Source organism: Virgisporangium aurantiacum (assembly GCF_016863635.1).
GTDB lineage: Bacteria > Actinomycetota > Actinomycetes > Mycobacteriales > Micromonosporaceae > Virgisporangium > Virgisporangium aurantiacum.
In genome coordinates, this window is record NZ_BOPG01000012.1 from 124,906 (window position 1) to 143,322 (window position 18,417).

General features: G+C 71.9%; 16 protein-coding genes. 10 read left to right on the forward strand and 6 right to left on the reverse strand.

Translation table 11 applies throughout. The annotated features are described in order from the left end of the window. Window positions 1-62 precede the first annotated feature (62 nt). From Vau01_RS09395 to Vau01_RS09410, 4 genes are all read left to right on the forward strand, one after another. Entirely contained in the window at window positions 63-2,120 is a 2,058-nt protein-coding gene (locus Vau01_RS09395) for a phosphocholine-specific phospholipase C (RefSeq protein WP_203989359.1), read from the forward strand. Window positions 2,121-2,215: 95 nt separating this feature from the next. After that, complete coding sequence (locus Vau01_RS09400) at window positions 2,216-3,427, forward strand: inorganic phosphate transporter (RefSeq protein ID WP_203989361.1); 1,212 nt, start codon at window positions 2,216-2,218, stop codon at window positions 3,425-3,427. A 13-nt stretch (window positions 3,428-3,440) separates the two neighbouring features. Continuing rightward, window positions 3,441-3,740 (forward strand): hypothetical protein, encoded by a 300-nt coding sequence (locus Vau01_RS09405; protein WP_203989363.1) that lies wholly within the window; start codon window positions 3,441-3,443, stop codon window positions 3,738-3,740. Between the two features lie 8 nt (window positions 3,741-3,748). Beyond that, entirely contained in the window at window positions 3,749-4,066 is a 318-nt protein-coding gene (locus Vau01_RS09410) for a DUF3349 domain-containing protein (RefSeq protein ID WP_203989365.1), read from the forward strand. Window positions 4,067-4,087: 21 nt separating this feature from the next. On the opposite strand, the gene Vau01_RS09415 is transcribed toward Vau01_RS09410, so the two are convergent. Further along, window positions 4,088-4,582, reverse strand: a complete 495-nt coding sequence (locus tag Vau01_RS09415; protein ID WP_203989367.1) for a DUF1003 domain-containing protein — start codon at window positions 4,580-4,582, stop codon at window positions 4,088-4,090. Window positions 4,583-4,682: 100 nt separating this feature from the next. On the opposite strand from Vau01_RS09415, the gene Vau01_RS09420 reads away from it, so the two are divergent. Next, on the forward strand, window positions 4,683-6,233 hold the full coding sequence (locus Vau01_RS09420) for a phospholipase D-like domain-containing protein (RefSeq protein ID WP_203989369.1): 1,551 nt from the start codon (window positions 4,683-4,685) through the stop codon (window positions 6,231-6,233). 64 nt (window positions 6,234-6,297) lie between these two features. Here Vau01_RS09420 and Vau01_RS09425 read toward each other — a convergent pair whose 3' ends face one another. Beyond that, complete coding sequence (locus tag Vau01_RS09425) at window positions 6,298-6,846, reverse strand: HdeD family acid-resistance protein (protein WP_203989371.1); 549 nt, start codon at window positions 6,844-6,846, stop codon at window positions 6,298-6,300. 184 nt (window positions 6,847-7,030) lie between these two features. Here Vau01_RS09425 and Vau01_RS64590 point away from each other — a divergent pair, with 184 nt between their 5' ends. Beyond that, window positions 7,031-9,808 carry a helix-turn-helix transcriptional regulator gene (locus tag Vau01_RS64590; RefSeq protein ID WP_275423930.1) on the forward strand — a complete coding sequence of 926 codons (2,778 nt, stop codon included), beginning with the start codon at window positions 7,031-7,033 and terminating at the stop codon, window positions 9,806-9,808. A 7-nt stretch (window positions 9,809-9,815) separates the two neighbouring features. Here the strand turns inward: Vau01_RS64590 and Vau01_RS09435 are convergent, their stop codons facing one another. Next, a complete protein-coding gene (locus Vau01_RS09435; protein ID WP_239151455.1) occupies window positions 9,816-11,015 on the reverse strand; it encodes a PucR family transcriptional regulator in 1,200 nt (399 codons plus the stop codon). A 141-nt stretch (window positions 11,016-11,156) separates the two neighbouring features. Here Vau01_RS09435 and Vau01_RS09440 point away from each other — a divergent pair, with 141 nt between their 5' ends. The 4 genes from Vau01_RS09440 to Vau01_RS09455 are packed head-to-tail and all read left to right on the forward strand — an operon-like array spanning window position 11,157 to window position 16,330. Beyond that, window positions 11,157-12,650 (forward strand): long-chain-fatty-acid--CoA ligase, encoded by a 1,494-nt coding sequence (locus Vau01_RS09440; RefSeq protein WP_239151456.1) that lies wholly within the window; start codon window positions 11,157-11,159, stop codon window positions 12,648-12,650. Further along, entirely contained in the window at window positions 12,647-14,338 is a 1,692-nt protein-coding gene (locus Vau01_RS09445) for a PHA/PHB synthase family protein (RefSeq protein ID WP_203989379.1), read from the forward strand. Before Vau01_RS09440 ends, Vau01_RS09445 begins: the two co-directional genes overlap by 4 nt. An 11-nt stretch (window positions 14,339-14,349) precedes the next feature. Further along, the gene (locus Vau01_RS09450) at window positions 14,350-15,522 is read left to right on the forward strand and encodes an acyl-CoA dehydrogenase family protein (protein ID WP_203989381.1); all 1,173 of its coding nucleotides are present in this window, start codon (window positions 14,350-14,352) and stop codon (window positions 15,520-15,522) included. After that, entirely contained in the window at window positions 15,503-16,330 is an 828-nt protein-coding gene (locus tag Vau01_RS09455) for an alpha/beta fold hydrolase (RefSeq protein WP_203989390.1), read from the forward strand. The genes Vau01_RS09450 and Vau01_RS09455 overlap by 20 nt, the downstream gene beginning before the upstream one ends. 3 nt (window positions 16,331-16,333) lie before the next feature. Here Vau01_RS09455 and Vau01_RS09460 read toward each other — a convergent pair whose 3' ends face one another. From Vau01_RS09460 to Vau01_RS09470, 3 genes are all read right to left on the reverse strand, one after another. Beyond that, window positions 16,334-16,873, reverse strand: a complete 540-nt coding sequence (locus Vau01_RS09460; RefSeq protein ID WP_203989391.1) for an HdeD family acid-resistance protein — start codon at window positions 16,871-16,873, stop codon at window positions 16,334-16,336. A 15-nt stretch (window positions 16,874-16,888) separates the two neighbouring features. Further along, window positions 16,889-17,632, reverse strand: coding sequence for an SDR family oxidoreductase (locus Vau01_RS09465; protein ID WP_203989393.1), 744 nt, complete (start codon window positions 17,630-17,632; stop codon window positions 16,889-16,891). 99 nt (window positions 17,633-17,731) lie between these two features. Then, on the reverse strand, window positions 17,732-18,403 hold the full coding sequence (locus Vau01_RS09470; RefSeq protein ID WP_203989395.1) for a VOC family protein: 672 nt from the start codon (window positions 18,401-18,403) through the stop codon (window positions 17,732-17,734). Window positions 18,404-18,417 lie beyond the last annotated feature (14 nt).

An 18,417-nucleotide genomic window follows, 5' to 3' on the forward strand; every position in this document is an offset into this window, starting at 1 on the left:
GTCAACCGGGCGTCGTTACGTTCCCGCACGCCAGCATTTGGCATCGCGAGAGGGGCTGCACCATGAGCGGGATGGACCGCCGCACGTTCATGACGATGGTGGGTGCGCCGGCGATCGGCGCAGCGGTGCCCGGGCACCTGGACAAGGCGCTGGCCATCCCGGCCAACAACCGGCACGGTTCCATCGCCGACGTCGAGCACGTGATCTTCTTCATGCAGGAGAACCGCTCCTTCGATCACTACTTCGGCACCCTGCGTGGTGTGCGCGGCTTCGCCGATCCGCACCCCGTGACGCTTCCGTCCGGTCGCAGCGTGTGGCACCAACCGAACGGGTCGGGCGAACTGCTGCCGTTCCGCCCTCCGGTGCGCGACCTCGGCCAGGCCTACCTGCCCGATCCGCCGCACGGCTGGGTCGACGGGCACGCGGCGTGGAACGGCGGTCGGTTCGACCGGTGGGTCCCGAACAAGGGCGTCGTGGCGATGACCTACCACGTCCGCGCGGACCTTCCCTACCAGTTCGCGCTCGCCGACGCGTTCACCGTGTGCGACAACTACCACTGCTCCCTGCTCGGCCCGACCGATCCGAACCGTTACCACATGTGGACCGGCTGGGTCGGCAACGACGGCACCGGCGGCGGACCCGTCGTCGACAACGCGGAGCTGGGCTACGGCTGGTCGACCTACCCGGAGCGGCTGGAGCGCAACGGCATCTCGTGGAAGGTCTACCAGGACATCGGCAACGGCCTGGACGCCGCCGGTTCCTGGGGCTGGACCGGCGACCCGTTCATCGGCAACTACGGCGACAACTCGCTGCTGTACTTCCACCAGTACCAGAACGCGGTACCGGGCACACCGCTCGCCGACCGGGCGAAGACCGGCACGGAGATCCGTGCCGACGGTCGTGCCCCGGAGAAGCTGCTGACCGACTTCCGGGCCGACGTCGCGGCGGGCCGGCTGCCGCAGGTGACGTGGATCGTCGCGCCCGAGGCGTACACCGAACACCCGAACTGGGAGCCGTCCTACGGCGCCTGGTACCTCTCGCAGGTCATCGACATCCTCGCCGCCAACCCCGAGGTGTGGAGCAAGATGGCACTGTTCGTCACCTACGACGAGGAGGGCGGCTTCTTCGACCACATCGTGCCACCGACCCCGCCACCGACCCGCGAGCACGGCCTGTCCACAGTGGACGTCACCGACGAGATCTTCCCGGGCAGCGCAAAGTACCCGACGGGACCGTACGGTATGGGCATCCGGGTCCCGATGATCGTCGTCTCACCATGGACCCGCGGCGGCTGGGTCAACTCGCAACTGTTCGACCACACGTCGCTGATCCGCTTCCTCGAGGCGCGCTTCGCCGGCGGGCGACCCGACCTGGTCGAATCGAACATCACCCCCTGGCGACGCGCCGTCGCCGGTGACCTCACCACGGCCTTCGACTTCCGCACACCCAACCGCTCCCGGCGGGTCGACCTGCCCGACACCGACGACTTCAAGCCCGTGGACCTGACCCGGCAGCCCGACCAGCCGCCCGTCCCACCGGCCGACCAGCGGTTGCCGGGCCAGGAGCGCGGGGTGCGGCCGGCCCGCGCCATCCCGTACGAACTGCACGCCACGGGTCGCGCCGACGCGGAGTCGTTCCGCATCGCGTTCCGCAACACCGGAGCGGCCGCCGCGGTGTTCCACGTCCGGCGGGCCGGCGACGACCCGCGCACCTACACCGTCGAGGCGGGCCGGGAACTGACCGACACCTGGCCGCTCGGGCCGGACCTCTCGGTACACGGTCCGAACGGGTTCTTCCGGCGCTTCACGACCACGGCCGCGAGGCTGGACGTCGAGCCGAGCTACGACAAGCGACCACGGGCCATCGCGCTGAGGCTGCGCAACTCCGGCCCGCGCCGGGCGGAGATCACGATCCGGGACGCGTACCGCAGCCGACCGGTGACGGTGACCCTAAGGCCGGGTGAGACCGCCCGCCGCACCTGGCCGCTGGAGCGCACCCGCGGCTGGTACGACCTCGCCGTCACCGTCCGGGACGACAACGCCTTCGAATACCGCTACGCCGGCCACGTCGAGAACGGCACCGACAGCATCAGCGACCCAGCCATGGGCGGCCTCGTCTGATATGACACGACGCGGGGTCGAACGGCCGGTGAACTTCGCGTGCGGCGGCTCTCCCCGGCTGGCGGGCCGCCGGTGACCGGCTAAGCATCGAAGTCGTGACGGCTGAAACAGTCATCCTGGTCCTGGTGGTGATCACCGCCCTCGGCTTCGACTTCACCAACGGGTTTCACGACACCGCCAACGCGATGGCCACCTCGATCGCGACCGGCGCGCTGAAACCGAAGGTAGCGGTCACCCTGTCGGCGATCCTCAACCTGGTCGGCGCGTTCCTGTCCGTCGAGGTCGCGCTCACCGTGACGAACGCGGTGGTGAAGATCCAGGGCTCCGACGGCGCGCCAAAGCCCGACCTGGTCGACGACGGCGGCAGCGCGCTCCTGATGATCATCCTCGCCGGTCTCGTCGGCGGCATCGTATGGAACGTGTTCACCTGGCTGCTCGGCCTGCCGTCGAGCTCCTCGCACGCGCTGTTCGGCGGCCTGATCGGCGCGGCGCTGGCCGGGCTGGGCGTCGCCGGGGTCAACTGGAACGGCGACGGGTCCAAACTCGACGGGGTCGTCGGCAAGGTCGTGCTGCCGGCGTTCATGTCCCCGGTGATCGCCGGGGTGGTCGCGGCGATCGGCACGTGGCTGGTGTTCAAGGTGACGGTCGGAGTGGCGACCCGCTACACCGACCGCGGCTTCCGTTGGGGTCAGATCGGCAGCGCGTCGCTCGTCTCCCTGGCGCACGGCACCAACGACGCGCAGAAGACCATGGGCGTGATCACGCTCGCCCTGATCGCCACCGGCGACTGGACCGACACGGAGTCCATTCCGTTGTGGGTCAAGGTGTCGTGCGCGGTGGCGATCGCGGCGGGCACGTACCTGGGCGGCTGGCGGATCATCCGGACGCTGGGCAAGGGTCTGGTGGAGATCTCCCCGCCGCAGGGCATGGCCGCCGAGAGCGCGTCTGCCGCCGTGATCCTAGTGTCCAGTCACCTCGGGTTCGCGCTGTCGACCACGCACGTGGCCACCGGGTCGATCCTGGGCTCCGGCGTGGGCCGGCCCGGCGCGGAGGTGCGGTGGCGGGTCGCGCTGCGCATGGTGGCGGCGTGGCTGATCACGCTGCCGTCGGCCGCCGTCGTGGGCGCCGCCATGTGGTGGGTGGGCGATCTGATCGGTGGCCTGCCCGGCGCCCTGGTCATCTTCGCCGTGCTGTGCGTGCTCGCCGCGCTCATGTGGCTGCGCGCCCGTCGACACCCGGTCGACCACACCAACGTCAACGACGAGTGGGACGCGGCCGAGCCGGCCGAGCCCGCCGCTGTTCCCTGACGGAAGGATCGGCATGCACAACGTCGAATTCGCGCTCGAGGCGGCGTGGCAGGTCCTCGCCATGGGTCTCCTGCTCGGCGCCGGGCTGCCGGCGGTCTTCGCCATCGGCATCCGCGCGATGGCCTACGGCGCCGGCGGCGCCGCCGAGGTCGACACCACCGCCGCCGCGCACCCGGTCGGGCGGGTGCTCGGCTGGACCTGTTTCGCCGTCGTCGTGATCGGCGTCGTCCTCGGCATCACCTACATCGTGGCCAGCGGGCTCGGCCTGGAGTTGAGCTTCGGCCACGGCTACCCGACGCTCGAAGAAAAATAGGAGACGCCGTGAGCGACGTCCGCTCGAACTTCCTCGCCCGGGCCGTGGAGTGGCTACGCGCCGGCTACCCCGGCGGCGTGCCCCGGCAGGACTACGTCGTGCTGCTGGGCCTGCTCCGCCGCAAACTCACCGACGACGAGATCCACAAGATCGCACAGGAGCTGGCCGACACCGCGAGCGACGGCGAACCCATCACCGTCGCCGACATCGAGCGGATGATCGACGACGAGATCCTGCAGAAGGCCAGCCCCGAGGACATCGCCCGCGTCTCGGCCCACCTGGCCGCCGGCGGCTGGCCACTCGCCGACCCACCGGCCGCGGTGTAAGCGGCGGTCTCCCGTTTCGCATCACGGTCGAAGGTCGTCGTGTTCGGCGGGTGCGGTGGTGCTGCCGAGCGCGGTGCGGCTCTGTCCGATGATCTCCTGCACCCGCCGTTCGACGGTGTCCGGATCGATGCCGAGCTTGGTGCCGATGTGAACCGACCACACCTCGGACCGGACGTTGTTCTCGAAGTCCAGGTCCGCCCGGAGGTTGTCGCGGGCGGCCTGCCGGTTCTGGCTGAGCATGACGAACGTCGAGAGAAAGATGGCTTCCAGGCTCACGATCATGGTGAGCAGACCGAACGGAAACGGATCGAACACGGCCGCCCGGCCGAACAGGCCCAGGTTGACCGCGATCCACGCCGCGAACCAGGCGGCGTGGACATGGACGAACCACAGGTTGCCGGCGAACGCGGTGATGGCATCCGAGATCCGGTCCTGGGAGCTCCGCAGCCGGATCACGGCGTCGCGTTGATGAACGACACGTGACCGGGACCCGCGCGCCGGTTCCTGGTTCGTCATGGGGACTCCTCGTCCTGCGGCCTCACATCGACACTTAACGCGGTCCGGGCACACACATATGCTGACCGGAGCCGTCGCCCGCCCGGTCAAGGGAGGCCTCATGGACGAGCCCGGTAACGCCGGCTTGGACGAGTTGATCTCCCGTTACCTGTCGTCGGCGGTGCCGGTCCATCGCGAGAACTCACCTGTCGAGACGGTATTGGATGGACGCGCCTGGATGCAGCGGATGCGGGACCTGCTGACCCCGCTCGGCCCCGGCGACGCCGCCTACATCTGCGGTCTCCAGCTCGATCCGGACATGGACCTGACCGGACGACGCCCGTCCGAGGACGGGTACGAGCCGCTGGGCGACCTCCTGGCCGGCCTCGCCGCGGCCGGTGTCGACGTACGCATCCTGCTCGCCGGCGCGGTCGTGGCCAACAGCTTCGCCCGCCGACCCATCGGACCGTTCCACGACAACGTCGTCACCGCGCACCGGCTGCGACGATGGCGGCCGGCACAGCAGTCGACCGGCCCACCGCCGCTGCGGGACCGGGTCGTGCTGGACTGGTCCGGCTCGGGCGTCGGCAGCAACCATCAGAAGATCACCGTGGTCCGTCGGGGCACCGACCTGACCGCCGGCGTCGGCGGCATCGACTACAGCGCGAACCGGATCGACGAGGGCCCACACCGGCGGCTGGTGGTGCGGGGCGGCCGATGGGGATGGCACGACGCCGGAACGATCGTCGCCGGACCCGCCGCGGCCGACGTCTGGCAGGTCTTCCGGATCCGCTGGATCGGTGCGGCCAGCCTGCCGCGGCGCCGCTACTTCTGGCCGCCGCGCCGGTTCCCGGTGCTCAATCCGGAGGTGATCGGCGCCGGCGTCGACGCCGCTCCGACCCAACCCGCCCGCCCCGCGCCGGGCGTCGCCAGCCAGATCCTGCGCTCGGTCGGGCCCTGGTACATCGACTCGCTCGCCCCGTGGGCACGCCGGCACTACGCCGCGGAATCGCCGAACGGGGTCCACGAGGTGTACCTCACCCTCGTCCAGGCGATCGGCGCGGCACGGCGCTACGTCTACATCGAGGACCAGTACTTCGAGGAGTACCCCGGCGGCGATCGACGGTTCGAGCTCTACCCGCACCTGCGGGCGGCGGCAGCGCGCGGCGTGAAGGTCATCCTCGTCGGCTCCGGTACCCGGGACCCGACCGAGTCCGCACCTCTGATCAACCGCACGGTCAACCGGGACCTGCAGCGCAGGGTCATCGATCCGCTGCCCCAGGGCCTGCGGCGCAACGTCGGCCTGTGGCGGGTGGAGCACCTGACCGTCCACACCAAGCTGGTCCTCGTCGACGACGTGTTCGCCAGCGTCGGGTCCGCGAACTTCTTCAGCCGCTCGATGGCGGGCGTGGACACCGAACTCACCACCGCCATGGTCACCGTGGGTGCCGCCGTGCGGGAGCTCCGGGCCCGGCTGTGGGCCGAACATCTGCGCACCCCCGTCACCGGTCCGGCGCTACAGGCATCGTTCGAGGACCTCGATCTGGCGCTCGGCATCTTCCGACCCGAATGGCTGCCTCCCGACGCACCGGCCGGCAGTTGGCGGCGGCCGGGCATGCCGGCCGGGTTCGCCCCGGCCGAATCCGTTCTGACGCTGGTCGGGCCGCCCTGACCGGCGGAAGTCCAGGACACGTCTCCGTGTCCTGGACTTCCCGGTTCCGGGCGGCGCCGATACGTCACGCGGCGGAATTGACGAGCCGGTCGGTGCCGGCCTCCAGTCGGTGTGCCCGGCTGGACAGGATCAGTGCCGACACGCCGTAGACGATGCTGAACAGGCCGAACACGGTGGCCGCCGCCAGGGCGCCGATGTCGGGCCGGACGAAGAACACGATGCCCAGGGCGATGGAGATCAGGCCGGTGATGGCCCACAGGGCCCGTTCGCCGGCGATCGCGTCCCGCCGGAACGCGAGGACGACCTCGACGATGCCGGTGACGGTGGCCCAGGCGCCGATCCAGACGACCAGGACGAGCGCGGTGATGCCGGGCCAGGCGAGCGCCACGACACCGGCGACGACCGAGAGGGCGGCGAGCAGCAGGTAGCCGAGGACCGGTCCGGTGCGGGAGCTGCGGAACGCCCGCATGGCGTCCACGGCGGCGGCGAGGAAGGCGTACACGGCGAAGAGGATGACGAACGCGCCGACAGTGACATCGGGCCAGACGATCGAGACGACGCCGACCGCGAGGGCGAGGACTCCTCGCCACAGCAACGACGATGACAGGGACATGGGAGTGCTCCTTCGGTAGTGGATCGAGCGGGAACCAGGTGCCACCCACACGGTCCCGCGTCCCGGCGCCCGTCGCCCCCGTGGTTTTCGCCGGCCTTCGGGTGCCGGCACCCCGGTGTCGCGCGACCCCGGGCGATTGTCCTCATCGCCATCGAGGTCGATGATCTGCGAGGGAGGTGAGGTTGTGACCGGCTTCGCGCGGCCACCGGCACTGCTGGGCAGACAGCGTGAATGTGCGGCGCTCGACGGGCTGATGGACACCGTCCGGGGTGGGCGCGGCGGCGTCCTCGTGATGCACGGCGAGGCCGGGATCGGCAAGACGGCGCTGCTGGACCACGTCGCCGGGACCGCGTCCGACGTGCGGATGGTGCGTGTCGCGGGCGTGGAGTCGGAGATGGAACTCGCGTTCGCCGCCCTGCACCAGCTGTGCGCTCCGCTGCTCGACCACCTCCCAGCCCTGCCCGGCCCGCAACACGACGCGCTCGCGACGGCGTTCGGGCGGCATGCCGGCCCGACACCGGATCACTTCCTGGTCGGCCTGGCGGTGCTCAGCCTGCTCTCCGAGGCGGCCGGGGAGCGTCCGCTCGTCTGCCTCGTCGATGACGGGCAATGGCTCGACCACGCGTCGGGACGCGCGCTGGCCTTCGCCGCCCGCCGGCTGCTCGCCGAGCCCGTCCTCCTCGTCATCGCCACCCGCGAGCCGGGCGCCGACCTGGCCGGACTGCCCGACCTGCCGGTACACGGCGTGCCCGACGCCCAGGCGCGCGACCTGCTCGCGTCGGTGCTGCGGTGGCCGCTGGACGAACGGATCCGCGAGCGGATCCTCGCCGAGGCGCGGGGCAACCCGTTGGCGCTGCTCGAACTGCCGCGCGGCCGGTCCCAGGTGGATCTGGCCGGCGGCTTCGCGGTACCCGATCCGCAGCCGCTGTCGAGGCGGATCGAGGAGAGCTTCGGGCGGCAGATCGCCTGTCTGCCGGCCGACACCCGCCGGTTGCTGCTCCTCGCGGCAGCCGACCCGGTCGGCGACCCGGCGCTGGTCTGGGCCGCGGCCCGACGGCTCGGCCTGCCGGCGGAGGCCGCCGTCGCGGCCGAGGAGGCCGGCCTGATCGAGTTCACCACCCGGGTGCGGTTCCGCCATCCGCTGGTCCGCTCGGCGGCCTACCGATCGGGGTCACTCCACCAGCGGCTGGGGGCGCATCAGGCGCTCGCGGAGAGCACGGATCCCGCGGTCGATCCGGACCGGCACGCCTGGCACCGGGCGCAGGCGACCCCGGGCCCGGACGACGACGTTGCCGTGGAGCTCGCCCACGCGGCCGGCCGGGTTCAGGCACGCGGCGGCCTGGCCGCGGCGGCCGCGTTCCTCGACCGGGCGGCGCTGCTCACGCCCGACCCCGCCCAACGTGCCTGGCGACTGCTCGACGCCGCCCGGGCCAGGCGCGACGCCGGCGACCTCGACGCGGCGCTGGAGATGGTGACCGCCGCCGAGGCCGGCCCACCCGACGAGGCGCGCTCGGCGCAGGCCCAGCACCTACGCGGCCAGATCACGTTCGAGCAGCGGCGCGCCGGCGAAGCCGTCGGGCTGCTGTTCGACGCGGCCCGCAGCCTCGAACCGGTCGATGCCAAGCTGGCCCGGCAGACCTACCTGGAGGCGCTCGGCGCGGCCATCTGGACCGCCGACCTGGACCGGCCCGGAACCGTACGCGAAATCGCGGCCGCGGCCCGTGCCGCCGCGCCCGGCCCGACGCCGCCGCGCGCGGTGGACGTACTGCTCGACGCGCTCGCGACCCGGTTGACCGACGGCTACACCGCGGCGGCCCCGATGCTCGACGCCGCCCTGCGATCGGTCCTCGCCCTGGAGCCGGGAACCGACGTCGGCGAATGGCTGTGGCTGGCCGGCTTCCGGGCGGCCGGCATCGTCGCGGGCGAGCTGTGGGACTACGACACGTGGCACACCCTGGCGGCCCGGCAGGCGAACGTCGCCCGGGACGCCGGTGCCCTCGTGCATCTCCAGTTCGCCGTCAACTTCCTGGCCAGAACCCACCTGGACGCCGGAGAACTGGTCGCGGCGGCGCAGCTTCTGGACGAGGACCGCCTGATCGCGGAGACCATCGGCACCGCGCCGGTCGGATACACCGACATGGCCCTCGCGGCGTGGCGGGGCCGCGAAGCGGAGGCCACCGAGCTCATCCAGTCCACCGTCCGCGACGCCACCGCCCACGGTCAGGGCCGGCTGATCACCTTCGCCGACCACGCCGCCGCCGTGCTCAACAACGGGCTCGGCCGGCACGACGAGGCCCGCGTCACGGCTCAGCGGGCCTTCGACGACGACCTTCCCGGCTACGGGCCCTTCATCGTCCCGGAACTGGCCGAGGCGCACGCCCGGGCCGGCGACCGGGACGCCCTGGCGGTCGTGCTGCGGTGGCTGTCGGAACGCACCCGAGCCACGCCCGGCGACTGGGTGCTGGGAACCGAGGCCTGTGTCCGGGCCCTGTCCACCGACGGCACCGCCGCCGACGACCACTACCGCGAAGCCCTGGACCGGCTCGGCCGCACCCGGCTGCGCGCCCCGCTGGCCCGCACCCACCTGCTGTACGGCGAATGGCTACGCCGCGAGAACCGACGCGTCGACGCCCGGCAGCACCTGCGCCTGGCCCACGAGATGCTCACCGCCATGGGCATCGAGGCGTTCGCCGAACGCGCGCGCCGCGAACTGCAGGCAACCGGGGAGACCGTGCGCAAGCGCAACGTCGCGACGGTCACCGAGCTGACCGCCCAGGAGGCGCAGATCGCCCGAATGGTGCGCGCCGGCCTGTCCAACCCGGAGATCAGCACCCAGCTCTACCTCAGCCCGCGAACCGTCGAATGGCACCTGCACAAGGTCTTCAACAAGCTGGAGATCAGGTCCCGCCGCCAGCTCCGCGGAACACTCCCCTTGGCCGCCCGCCGGGCCCTGTCCGTGTAGCACCGGGTCACGGCCGGCTGGGCAGGCGCAGGACGCGGCAGGCCTCCAGTGCGAGGTGGAGCGCGGCGACGCCGCCGGGCTGGGTCAGGCTGCGTCCGGTGAGCTCCTCGATCCGGCGTAGCCGGTAGCGCACGGTGTTGCGGTGCACGTGCAGCGCGGCCGCGGCCGTCGAGGTGGCCCCGTGCTCGGCGAACCATGTTCGCAGGGTGCTCAGGAGAATGTCGCTTTCACCGGCGGACAGGGCCAGCACCGGTCCCAGGATGGCTTCGGCGACCGCGGCTGCCGCGTCGGGCGCGCTGGCCAGGAGGACCGCGACGGGGGCCGCGCCGTACCGGACCGGTTCCGGACCGGTCGCCGCGGCGCAGGCCAGGCGCGCCTCCCGCAGGGCGGTCGGTGTGTGTTCCAGGTTGGGATACGGCTCGCTGAGCCCGATCGGTCCGTTCGAAAGCCGGGCCAGGGTGGCGGAGAGCCGGTCGATGCCGGTGCGTGGGGTGAGGACGACGACTCCGACGTGCAGGCCGACCTCGACCCGCCACGCCGAGCGGACTCCCTTGACCCGCAACGCGTTCTCGACGTTCGGGATGGACTCCACGCCCGGTCGTGGTGCGCCGGCCGCCACGACGACGAACGTGCCCTGCGGCGGCAGGCCGAGGCTGGCGGCGCACTCCCACCGGCGCGACCCGTCGTCGGGGTCGCCGCGCAGGAGGACGTCGAGCATGGCGCTGCGGGTCTGTTCGTTGCGGCGGACGGCCTCGATGACGGTGTCCCGGTACGAGTCGGTGATCGCGCCCGAATGCTCGTCGATGATGAGCCAGAGCTGGGATCCCGCGTAGAGCAATGCCTCGGCCGCGTCCGGTGTGCGCGTCGCTTCAGCGACGATCGCGGCCCAGATGAACCGCCCGGCCACGCGGTAGGAGTGCAGCACGACCGGCAGCGGCACGCCCTGCTCGGCGCGGCGGCGGCCGGTGGCCAGCGAGGGGACCGGCCCGCGCTGCGGGCGTCCGGCGAGCTGACGCAGGATGTGCACCAGGTTCGCACGGACCGAGGCACGCAGGTCGGCGGCCGGCACGACGCCACCGGCATCGTAGAACGGCTCGGCGCCGCGAATCACACCGCTCAGGTCGGTGGCGAGGTCGTCGACGCGGTCGAGCAACGCCTCGCTGATGTCGGCGACTGCCTTCCGCGCCGCTTCCGGCGGGCCTGCCATGCCCCGCAGGGTACGCCGACCCGTTGTGCTCGTGCACAGTCCGCCGGTGCCGGACTTCGTATTCCCGCACATGGCCCCGGAGGCGGCCGGCTCACCAGAATCGAGGCACCTCACCGCCCGTCTACGAAAGGGGTGCCGTCCGTGAATATCGCGACCAACCTGACCGCCACCGCCGCCCGGTGTCCCGACCGGCCGGCGGTGCGCCTGGACGGGGCCGTTCTGACCTATGCCGACCTGGCCGAACGCAGCGCCCGGGTCGCCGCGTTCCTGCGCGCGCAGGGCGTGCGGCCGGGTGACCGGGTCGCCGTCATGCTGCCCAACGTTCCGGAGTTCGCGACCGCGTACTTCGGGATTCTGCGGGCCGGCGCTGTGGTCGTCCCGATGAATCCGTTGTTGAAGGAGCGCGAGGTCGCGTACTACCTCGCCGACTCCGACGCCCGCCTGATCCTCGCCGCGCCCGCCTGTGCCGGCGCGGCGGCGGCCGGTGCGGCGCGGGCCGGCGCGGCCTGCCACCCGGTCGACGGCGGCTTCGCCGACGCCTCGGCCGGCCACCCACCGGCCGACGATGTCGCCGACCGGGCCGACGGCGACACCGCCGTCATCCTCTACACGTCCGGCACCACGGGCCGGCCGAAGGGCGCGCAGCTCACCCACGCGAACCTGGCGACCAACGTGCGGATCGCCGCGACCGAGCTGTTCCACCTCCGGCCCGACGACGTGGTCTTCGGTGGGTTGCCGCTGTTCCACTCGTTCGGCCAGACCTGCGGACTCAACGCGGCGGTCAGTGTCGGCGCATGCCTGACCCTCATCGCCCGGTTCACTCCCGAGAAGGCGCTGGAGGTGATCGAACGCGACGCGGTGACGGTGTTCCAGGGCGTTCCCACGATGTACGTCGCCCTGCTCGGCGCGCCCGGACGGGACCGGTGCGACGCGTCGGCGCTGCGGCTGTGCGTCTCCGGTGGAGCGGCGCTGCCGGTCGAGGTGCTGCGCGGGTTCGAGCGCGCCTTCGGCTGCGTCGTCCTGGAGGGCTACGGGCTGTCCGAGACGTCACCGATCGCCTCGTTCAACCATCCGGACCGGCAACGGAAGGCCGGTTCGATCGGTACGCCGATCCGCGGCGTCGACTTCCGCGTGGTCGACGAGGACGGCAAGGACGTCGCGGTGGGCGATGTCGGCGAGATCGTTGTTCGCGGGCACAACGTGATGGCCGGGTACTGGCGCCGTCCCGAGGAGACCGCGGCGGTCGTCCGGAACGGCTGGTTCCACACCGGCGACCTGGCCCGCGTCGATGAGGACGGGTACTTCTTCATCGTCGACCGCAAGAAGGAAATGATCATCCGGGGTGGGTTCAACGTGTACCCGCGCGAGATCGAGGAGGTGCTTTACGAGCACCCCGCCGTGGCGGAGGTCGCGGTCGTCGGCATCCCCGACGCCACCCTCGGCGAGGAGATCGGCGCCGCGGTCGTCCTGCGGCCCGGATCCGAGGTGACCCGGACGGAGCTGGCGGATCACGTCAAGGGCCAACTCGCGCCGTACAAGTACCCGCGGAGGGTCTGGTTCGTGCCGGCGCTGCCGAAGGGCCCCACCGGCAAGGTGCTCAAGCGGGAGATCCGCCCGCCGGAGGTGGCGCGATGAGCGAGCCTCCGGTGTCCACCGTGGACGACCTGGCCGTGCCGCTGGACGTGCTCCTGGTCGACGCCGCTTTCGGACCGCTGCGCATGCTGGCCCCCGACGTGTCGGCGGCCAGGCTGGCCGGCCGGCTCGCCACCCGTCCCCGCCGTACCGGCCGGCGGCTGCTGGACCTGGCCGCGGAGCTCGGCCGGGTGGGCGCCGGCACGTCCGCGCTCGCACCGGCACCGCGCGACCCGCGCTTCGCCGATCCGGCCTGGGCCAGCAGCCCGCTGCTGCGGCGGGTCACCCAGGCCTACCTCGCGTTCGCGTCCACTATGGACCGCCTGATCGCCGACGGGGAACTGAACTGGCGCGACGAGCGCCGGGTGCGCTTCCTGTCCGAGAACGTGATCGCCGCCCTGGCGCCGAGCAACGTGCCGCTGCTCAACCCGGCCTCGGCGAAGGCGGCCGTCGACAGCGGCGGCCTGAGCCTGCTGCGCGGCGGACTGAACCTGGTACGCGACCTCGCCCTGCCACCGCGCGTGCCGCGCACGGTTCCGGACGCGGCGTTCCGGGTCGGCACCGACCTCGCCGCCACGCCCGGAGCCGTCGTGCTGCGCACCGAGGTGTTCGAGCTGATCCAGTACGCCCCGCAGACGACCGAGGTCCGGACGGTGCCGCTGGTGCTCGTCCCGCCGACCATCAACAAGTACTACGCCATCGACCTCGCACCGGACCGGAGCTGGGTGGAGCACCTGGTGCGCGCGGGCCAGCAGGTGTTCGTGCTGTCCTGGCGCAACCCCGACGCCCGGCACGCGGAATGGGGCCTGGACCGGTACCTGCACGCCGTGCTGGACGCCCTCGACGCCGCCGAACGCATCTGTGGCACCGAACGCACCGTGCTCGCCGGCATCTGCTCCGGCGGGACGATCGCCAGCCTGGTCGCCGGCCACCTGGCCGGCAGCGGCGGGTTGGACCGCCTGGCCGGGTTCGGCCTCGCGGTGACCGTGCTCGACCAGTTCGAGGCGGGCACGCCCGCGGCACTGGCCCACCGGTACCTGACCGCCGCCGCCACCGCGGTCTCCCGCAGCCGCGGCTATCTCGACGGCAGGACCCTCGCCGAGATCTTCGCCTGGCTCCGCCCCGCCGACCTGGTCTGGCACTACTGGGTCAACAACTACCTGCTGGGCCGCCCGCCGCCCGCATTCGACGTGCTGTTCTGGAACGCCGACACCACCCGCATGAGCGCCGGCCTGCACGCCGATCTGGTCGACCTGGCCGTGACCAACCGGCTGGTGGAACCGGGCGGCGTCACCGCGCTGGGTGTGCCGGTCGACCTCGGCGCGATCAGCGTCGACTCGTACGTCGTCGCCGGAATCGCCGACCACATCACGCCGTGGCAGAGCTGCTACCGCACCGCCAACCTCCTCGGCGGCCGGACCCGGTTCGTGCTGTCGACCAGCGGCCACATCGCCGCGTTGGTCAACCCGCCGGGCAATCCGAAGGCCTCCTACCGGGTGGGCACGGATCCCCCACGCGACGCCACCCGCTGGTTGGAGAGCACCGCCGCCGAACCGGGAAGCTGGTGGCCCGACTTCGCCGGCTGGCTCGACACCCGCTGCGGCCCGCAACGCCCCGCGCCCACCGGACTCGGCTCGCGGCGGTTCCCGCCGATCGTCGAGGCCCCCGGCACCTACGTGTTCGACCGCTGAAGGAGCCCGTGATGCACCCCGATGTCGGGACCGACTATTTCCACATCACCGACCAACTCACCCCGGACGAGCTGGCGTACTGGCGGCGCACCCGCGACTTCGTCGACGCCGACGTGCTGCCCGTCATCAACGGCTACTGGGAACGCGCCGAGTTCCCGTGGCCGCTGGTTGCCGCGCTCGGCAAGCTCGGCGTCGTCGGTGACGGCATCGACGGCTACGGCTGCCCGCCGATGAGCCCGATCGCGACCGGACTGGTCCACATGGAACTGAACCGGGGCGACGGCAGCCTCGGCACCTTCCTCGGCGTACAGGCCGGCCTGGCGATGCGGTCGATCGCGATGCTCGGTTCACCCGAACAGAAGCAACGATGGCTGCCACCGATGGCGCGGTTGGAGCGCATCGGCGCGTTCGCGCTCACCGAGCCGCTGCACGGGTCGGACGCGGTGGCGCTGGAGACCACCGCCCGCCGCGACGGCGACACCTGGATCCTCAACGGCGAAAAACGCTGGATCGGCAACGGCACCATCGCCGACGTGACGGTGCTGTGGGCCCGCGACGAGGCCGACGGCCGGGTCAAGGGGTTCCTCGTCGAGAAGGGCGCCACCGGGTACGAGGCACGCCGGATCGACGGCAAGGGGTCGCTGCGGGCGGTGTGGCAGGCCGACATCACGCTGACCGACGTGTGCGTACCGGAATCCGACCGGCTGCCGGGCGTCCACAGTTTCAAGGACGCCGGCGCGGTACTCGCCGGCACCCGCGGCACCGTCGCCTGGGCGGCCCTCGGACACGCCACCGCGGCCTACGAGGCCGCCGCCCGGTACTGCCGGCAGCGGCAGCAGTTCGGCAAGCCGCTCGTCGGCTTCCAGATCGTGCAGCAACGGCTGGTGCGGATGCTCGCCGAACTCTGCGGCATGCAGCTCTACTGCCTGCGCCTGGGCCGGCTCGGCGAGGAGGGCCGGCTCACCGACACCGTCGCCGCGCTGGCGAAGATGCACAACACCGGCAAGGCGCGGCAGATCATCTCCGACGCCCGGGACCTGCTCGGCGGCAACGGCATCCTGCTGGACTTCCACGTGATGCGGCACCTGGTCGACATGGAGGCGATCCACACGTACGAAGGCACGGAGACCATCCAGACCCTCATCGTCGGACGGGACATCACCGGTGTGGGCGCGTTCACCTGAGCGGGTCGTCCGGTACGTCGACGTCGACGGGCTGACGCTGCGTGTGGGCGTGCGCGGCACCGGCCGCCCGCTGCTCCTGCTCATGGGCATCGGCGGCAACCTCGAGATGTGGACGCCGTTCGAGGACCGGTTCGACGGCGCGGCCGTACAGACCATCACCGTCGACGCGCCCGGCACCGGCGGCTCCACCGGGTACCGGTGGCCACGGCGCATGCCCGGCCTGGCCGCCACCATGGCCGGACTGCTGCGGACGCTGGGCCATCGCCGCGTCGACGTCCTCGGCGTGTCGTTCGGCGGGGTGCTCGCCCAGCAACTCGCCCGCCAGGAACCCGATCTGGTACGCCGACTGGTCCTCGCCGCGACCGGGCCGGGCCTCGGCGGCATGCCCGGCTCACCACGGGTGCTGCTCACGTTGGCCACACCCCGCCGGTACCACCAACCCGACCATTTCCGCCGCACCGCCGGCCGCCTCTACGGCGGCCGGGCCCGCACCGACGCCGACTCGTCGCTGCACGGCTCGCTGGCCCGCTTCACCCACCCGCCCTCGCCCGGCGGATACCTCGGCCAGCTCTACGCCATCGCCGGCTGGACCAGCCTGCCCTGGCTGTGCCGGCTGCGCCAGCCGACGCTCGTCCTCGCCGGCGACGACGACCCCATCGTGCCGCTGGTGAACGCGCGGGTGCTCGCCCGCCTGATCCCGAACGCCCGGCTGCACGTCGTCGACCGCGGCGGGCACCTGTTCCTACTCGAACACCCGACGCCGATGGCAGGCCTGGTCACCTCGTTCCTCACCGAGCCGGACTCCTGACACTCAGACGGCGAGTCGACGGGTGGCGGAGTCCAGCTTGCGGACCTGGAAGTACAGGATCAGCGCGGACGTGCCGTAGAAGATGCTGAACAGCCCGAAGACGGTGGCCAGGGACAGCGCGCCGATGTCGGGCCGGATGAACAACACGAGACCGAGGCCGACGGAGACCAGCCCGGTGATCGCCCACATGGCGCGCTCTCCAGCGGTCTCGCCCTGCCGGAAGGCGAGCGCGATCTCGATGGCACCGGTGACGACGGCCCAGATGGCGACCCAGATGACCAGCACGAGCGCGGTGATGTCGGGCCAGACCAGCGCGACGACACCGCCGGCGAGCGAGAGAGCGGCGAGCACCAGGTAGACGAATACCGGCCCGGCGCGGTGGCTGCTGAAGGCTCGCATGGTGTCCATCGCGGCGGCGATGAACGCGTACACGGCGAAGAGGATGACGAAGGCCCCGACGGTGATGTCGGGCCAGGCGACGGAGACGATCCCGACGGCGATGGCTGCCAGCCCTCGCCAGAGCAGTGACGTTGACAGCGACACGACTGGTCCTCCTGTTCAGGCGTTGACGATCTGCTGGCCACCGTCGATGTCGAAGGTGGCTCCGGTCAGGGCGGTGTTCGTCATGAGATGCACGGCGAGGGCGGCGACGTCGGTCGGGCCCACGACCCGCCCGATCGGCAATGTGGTTCGAAGCTGCTCGCGACGCCGGTCGAGGTCGTCGCCGAGCAGGCGCGCCGACAGCGGGGTGTCGACGAAGCCGGCCGCGATGAGGTTGACCCGGATCGGTGCCAGTTCCAGCGCGAGGTTGGCCACGAGCGCGGGCATGGCGGCGGTGAGAGCTCCGGAGACCACCAGGCCCAGCCCGGGACGCCGCCCGCCGGTGCCGCCCATCAACAGCAGCGTCCCGGTGGCTCGCACCGTGCCGACGGCCGCCCGGGCGACCCGCAGCGCCAGCCAGAGATGATCGTCGACCTGGCGGCGCGCCTCGGCGAAGTCCAGGTCGGCCAGCCGCACGTAGTAGTTGCCACCGGCGGTGACGAGCACATGGTCGACCGGGCCCGGCAGGTCGGCGAAGAACCGTTCCAGGTGGCCGGGCTCGGTGGCGTCGAAGGCCGCCGTGCGTGTGGCGTCGACGTCGGCGGCGGCCGCCGCGAGGCGGTCGGCATCGCGGCCGACGAGGATGACCTCCGCACCCTCGGCGCGGGCAAGCCGGGCCGTCTCGAGCCCGATTCCGGCACTGCCGCCGATCAGGACCACGGTCTGGCCGGCCAGCCGCGGCTCGCGTACGGGCCCGGTCATGATCCCGCCGCAACCGGCTTGTGGGCCGCGGCGATCGTGGCACGCAGCGCCTTCAGCGCCTCGATGTCGATCTCGGAGAAGGTGGGGAACGGCACCGCGCTACTCCGGCAGATCTTCGCCGGACTGCTCGGCCACCATGTACCGGGCGTACCACGCCGGCCAGTTCGCGTCGGCCTCGCCGGTGCGCTTCTCGTGTTCGCCGTGCGCGGCCGCCGCGCGGATCAACGCCTGTTCCACGTCGTGCACCGAGGCATACGAGGTCTGACGGGTGTCGATGCGTCCCGGCAACCGCGTGGTGACCTCCTGCAGCAGCCAGCCGTTGCCGTCCGGGTCGGAGAACGTCGCGAACGAGCTGTAGCTGGCGCGGTCGTCGGCGGGGCCGCCGGCCCGGCTCGCCTCGTCCGATTGGAACTGCGCACCCGGTGCCGCGGGGTGGAAGACCTCGCTGACCGGCGCACCGCGCGCCACGAGGTCGGCGCGGGCGGCCTCGATGTCGGAGACCACGAGATAGAGGCCCTGGGCCGAGCCGGGCGTCGCGGACGTGACGTTCGTGCCGAACTGCACCGACGCCGGCGACCCGGGCGGCGTGAACTGGACGACCCGGAAACCGTTGTCGAAGGCGAAGTCGGCGTCCAGGCGCCAGCCGAGGCTGGCGTAGAACGCCTTCGCCCGATCGGTGTCGGCGACAGGAATCACGACGGCTTCGAACTTCAGGTCGACGGTGTCGACCGAGACGGTGCTGATCGCGTCGGGGTGGGCTTCGGTGGTCATGACTACCTCCACGT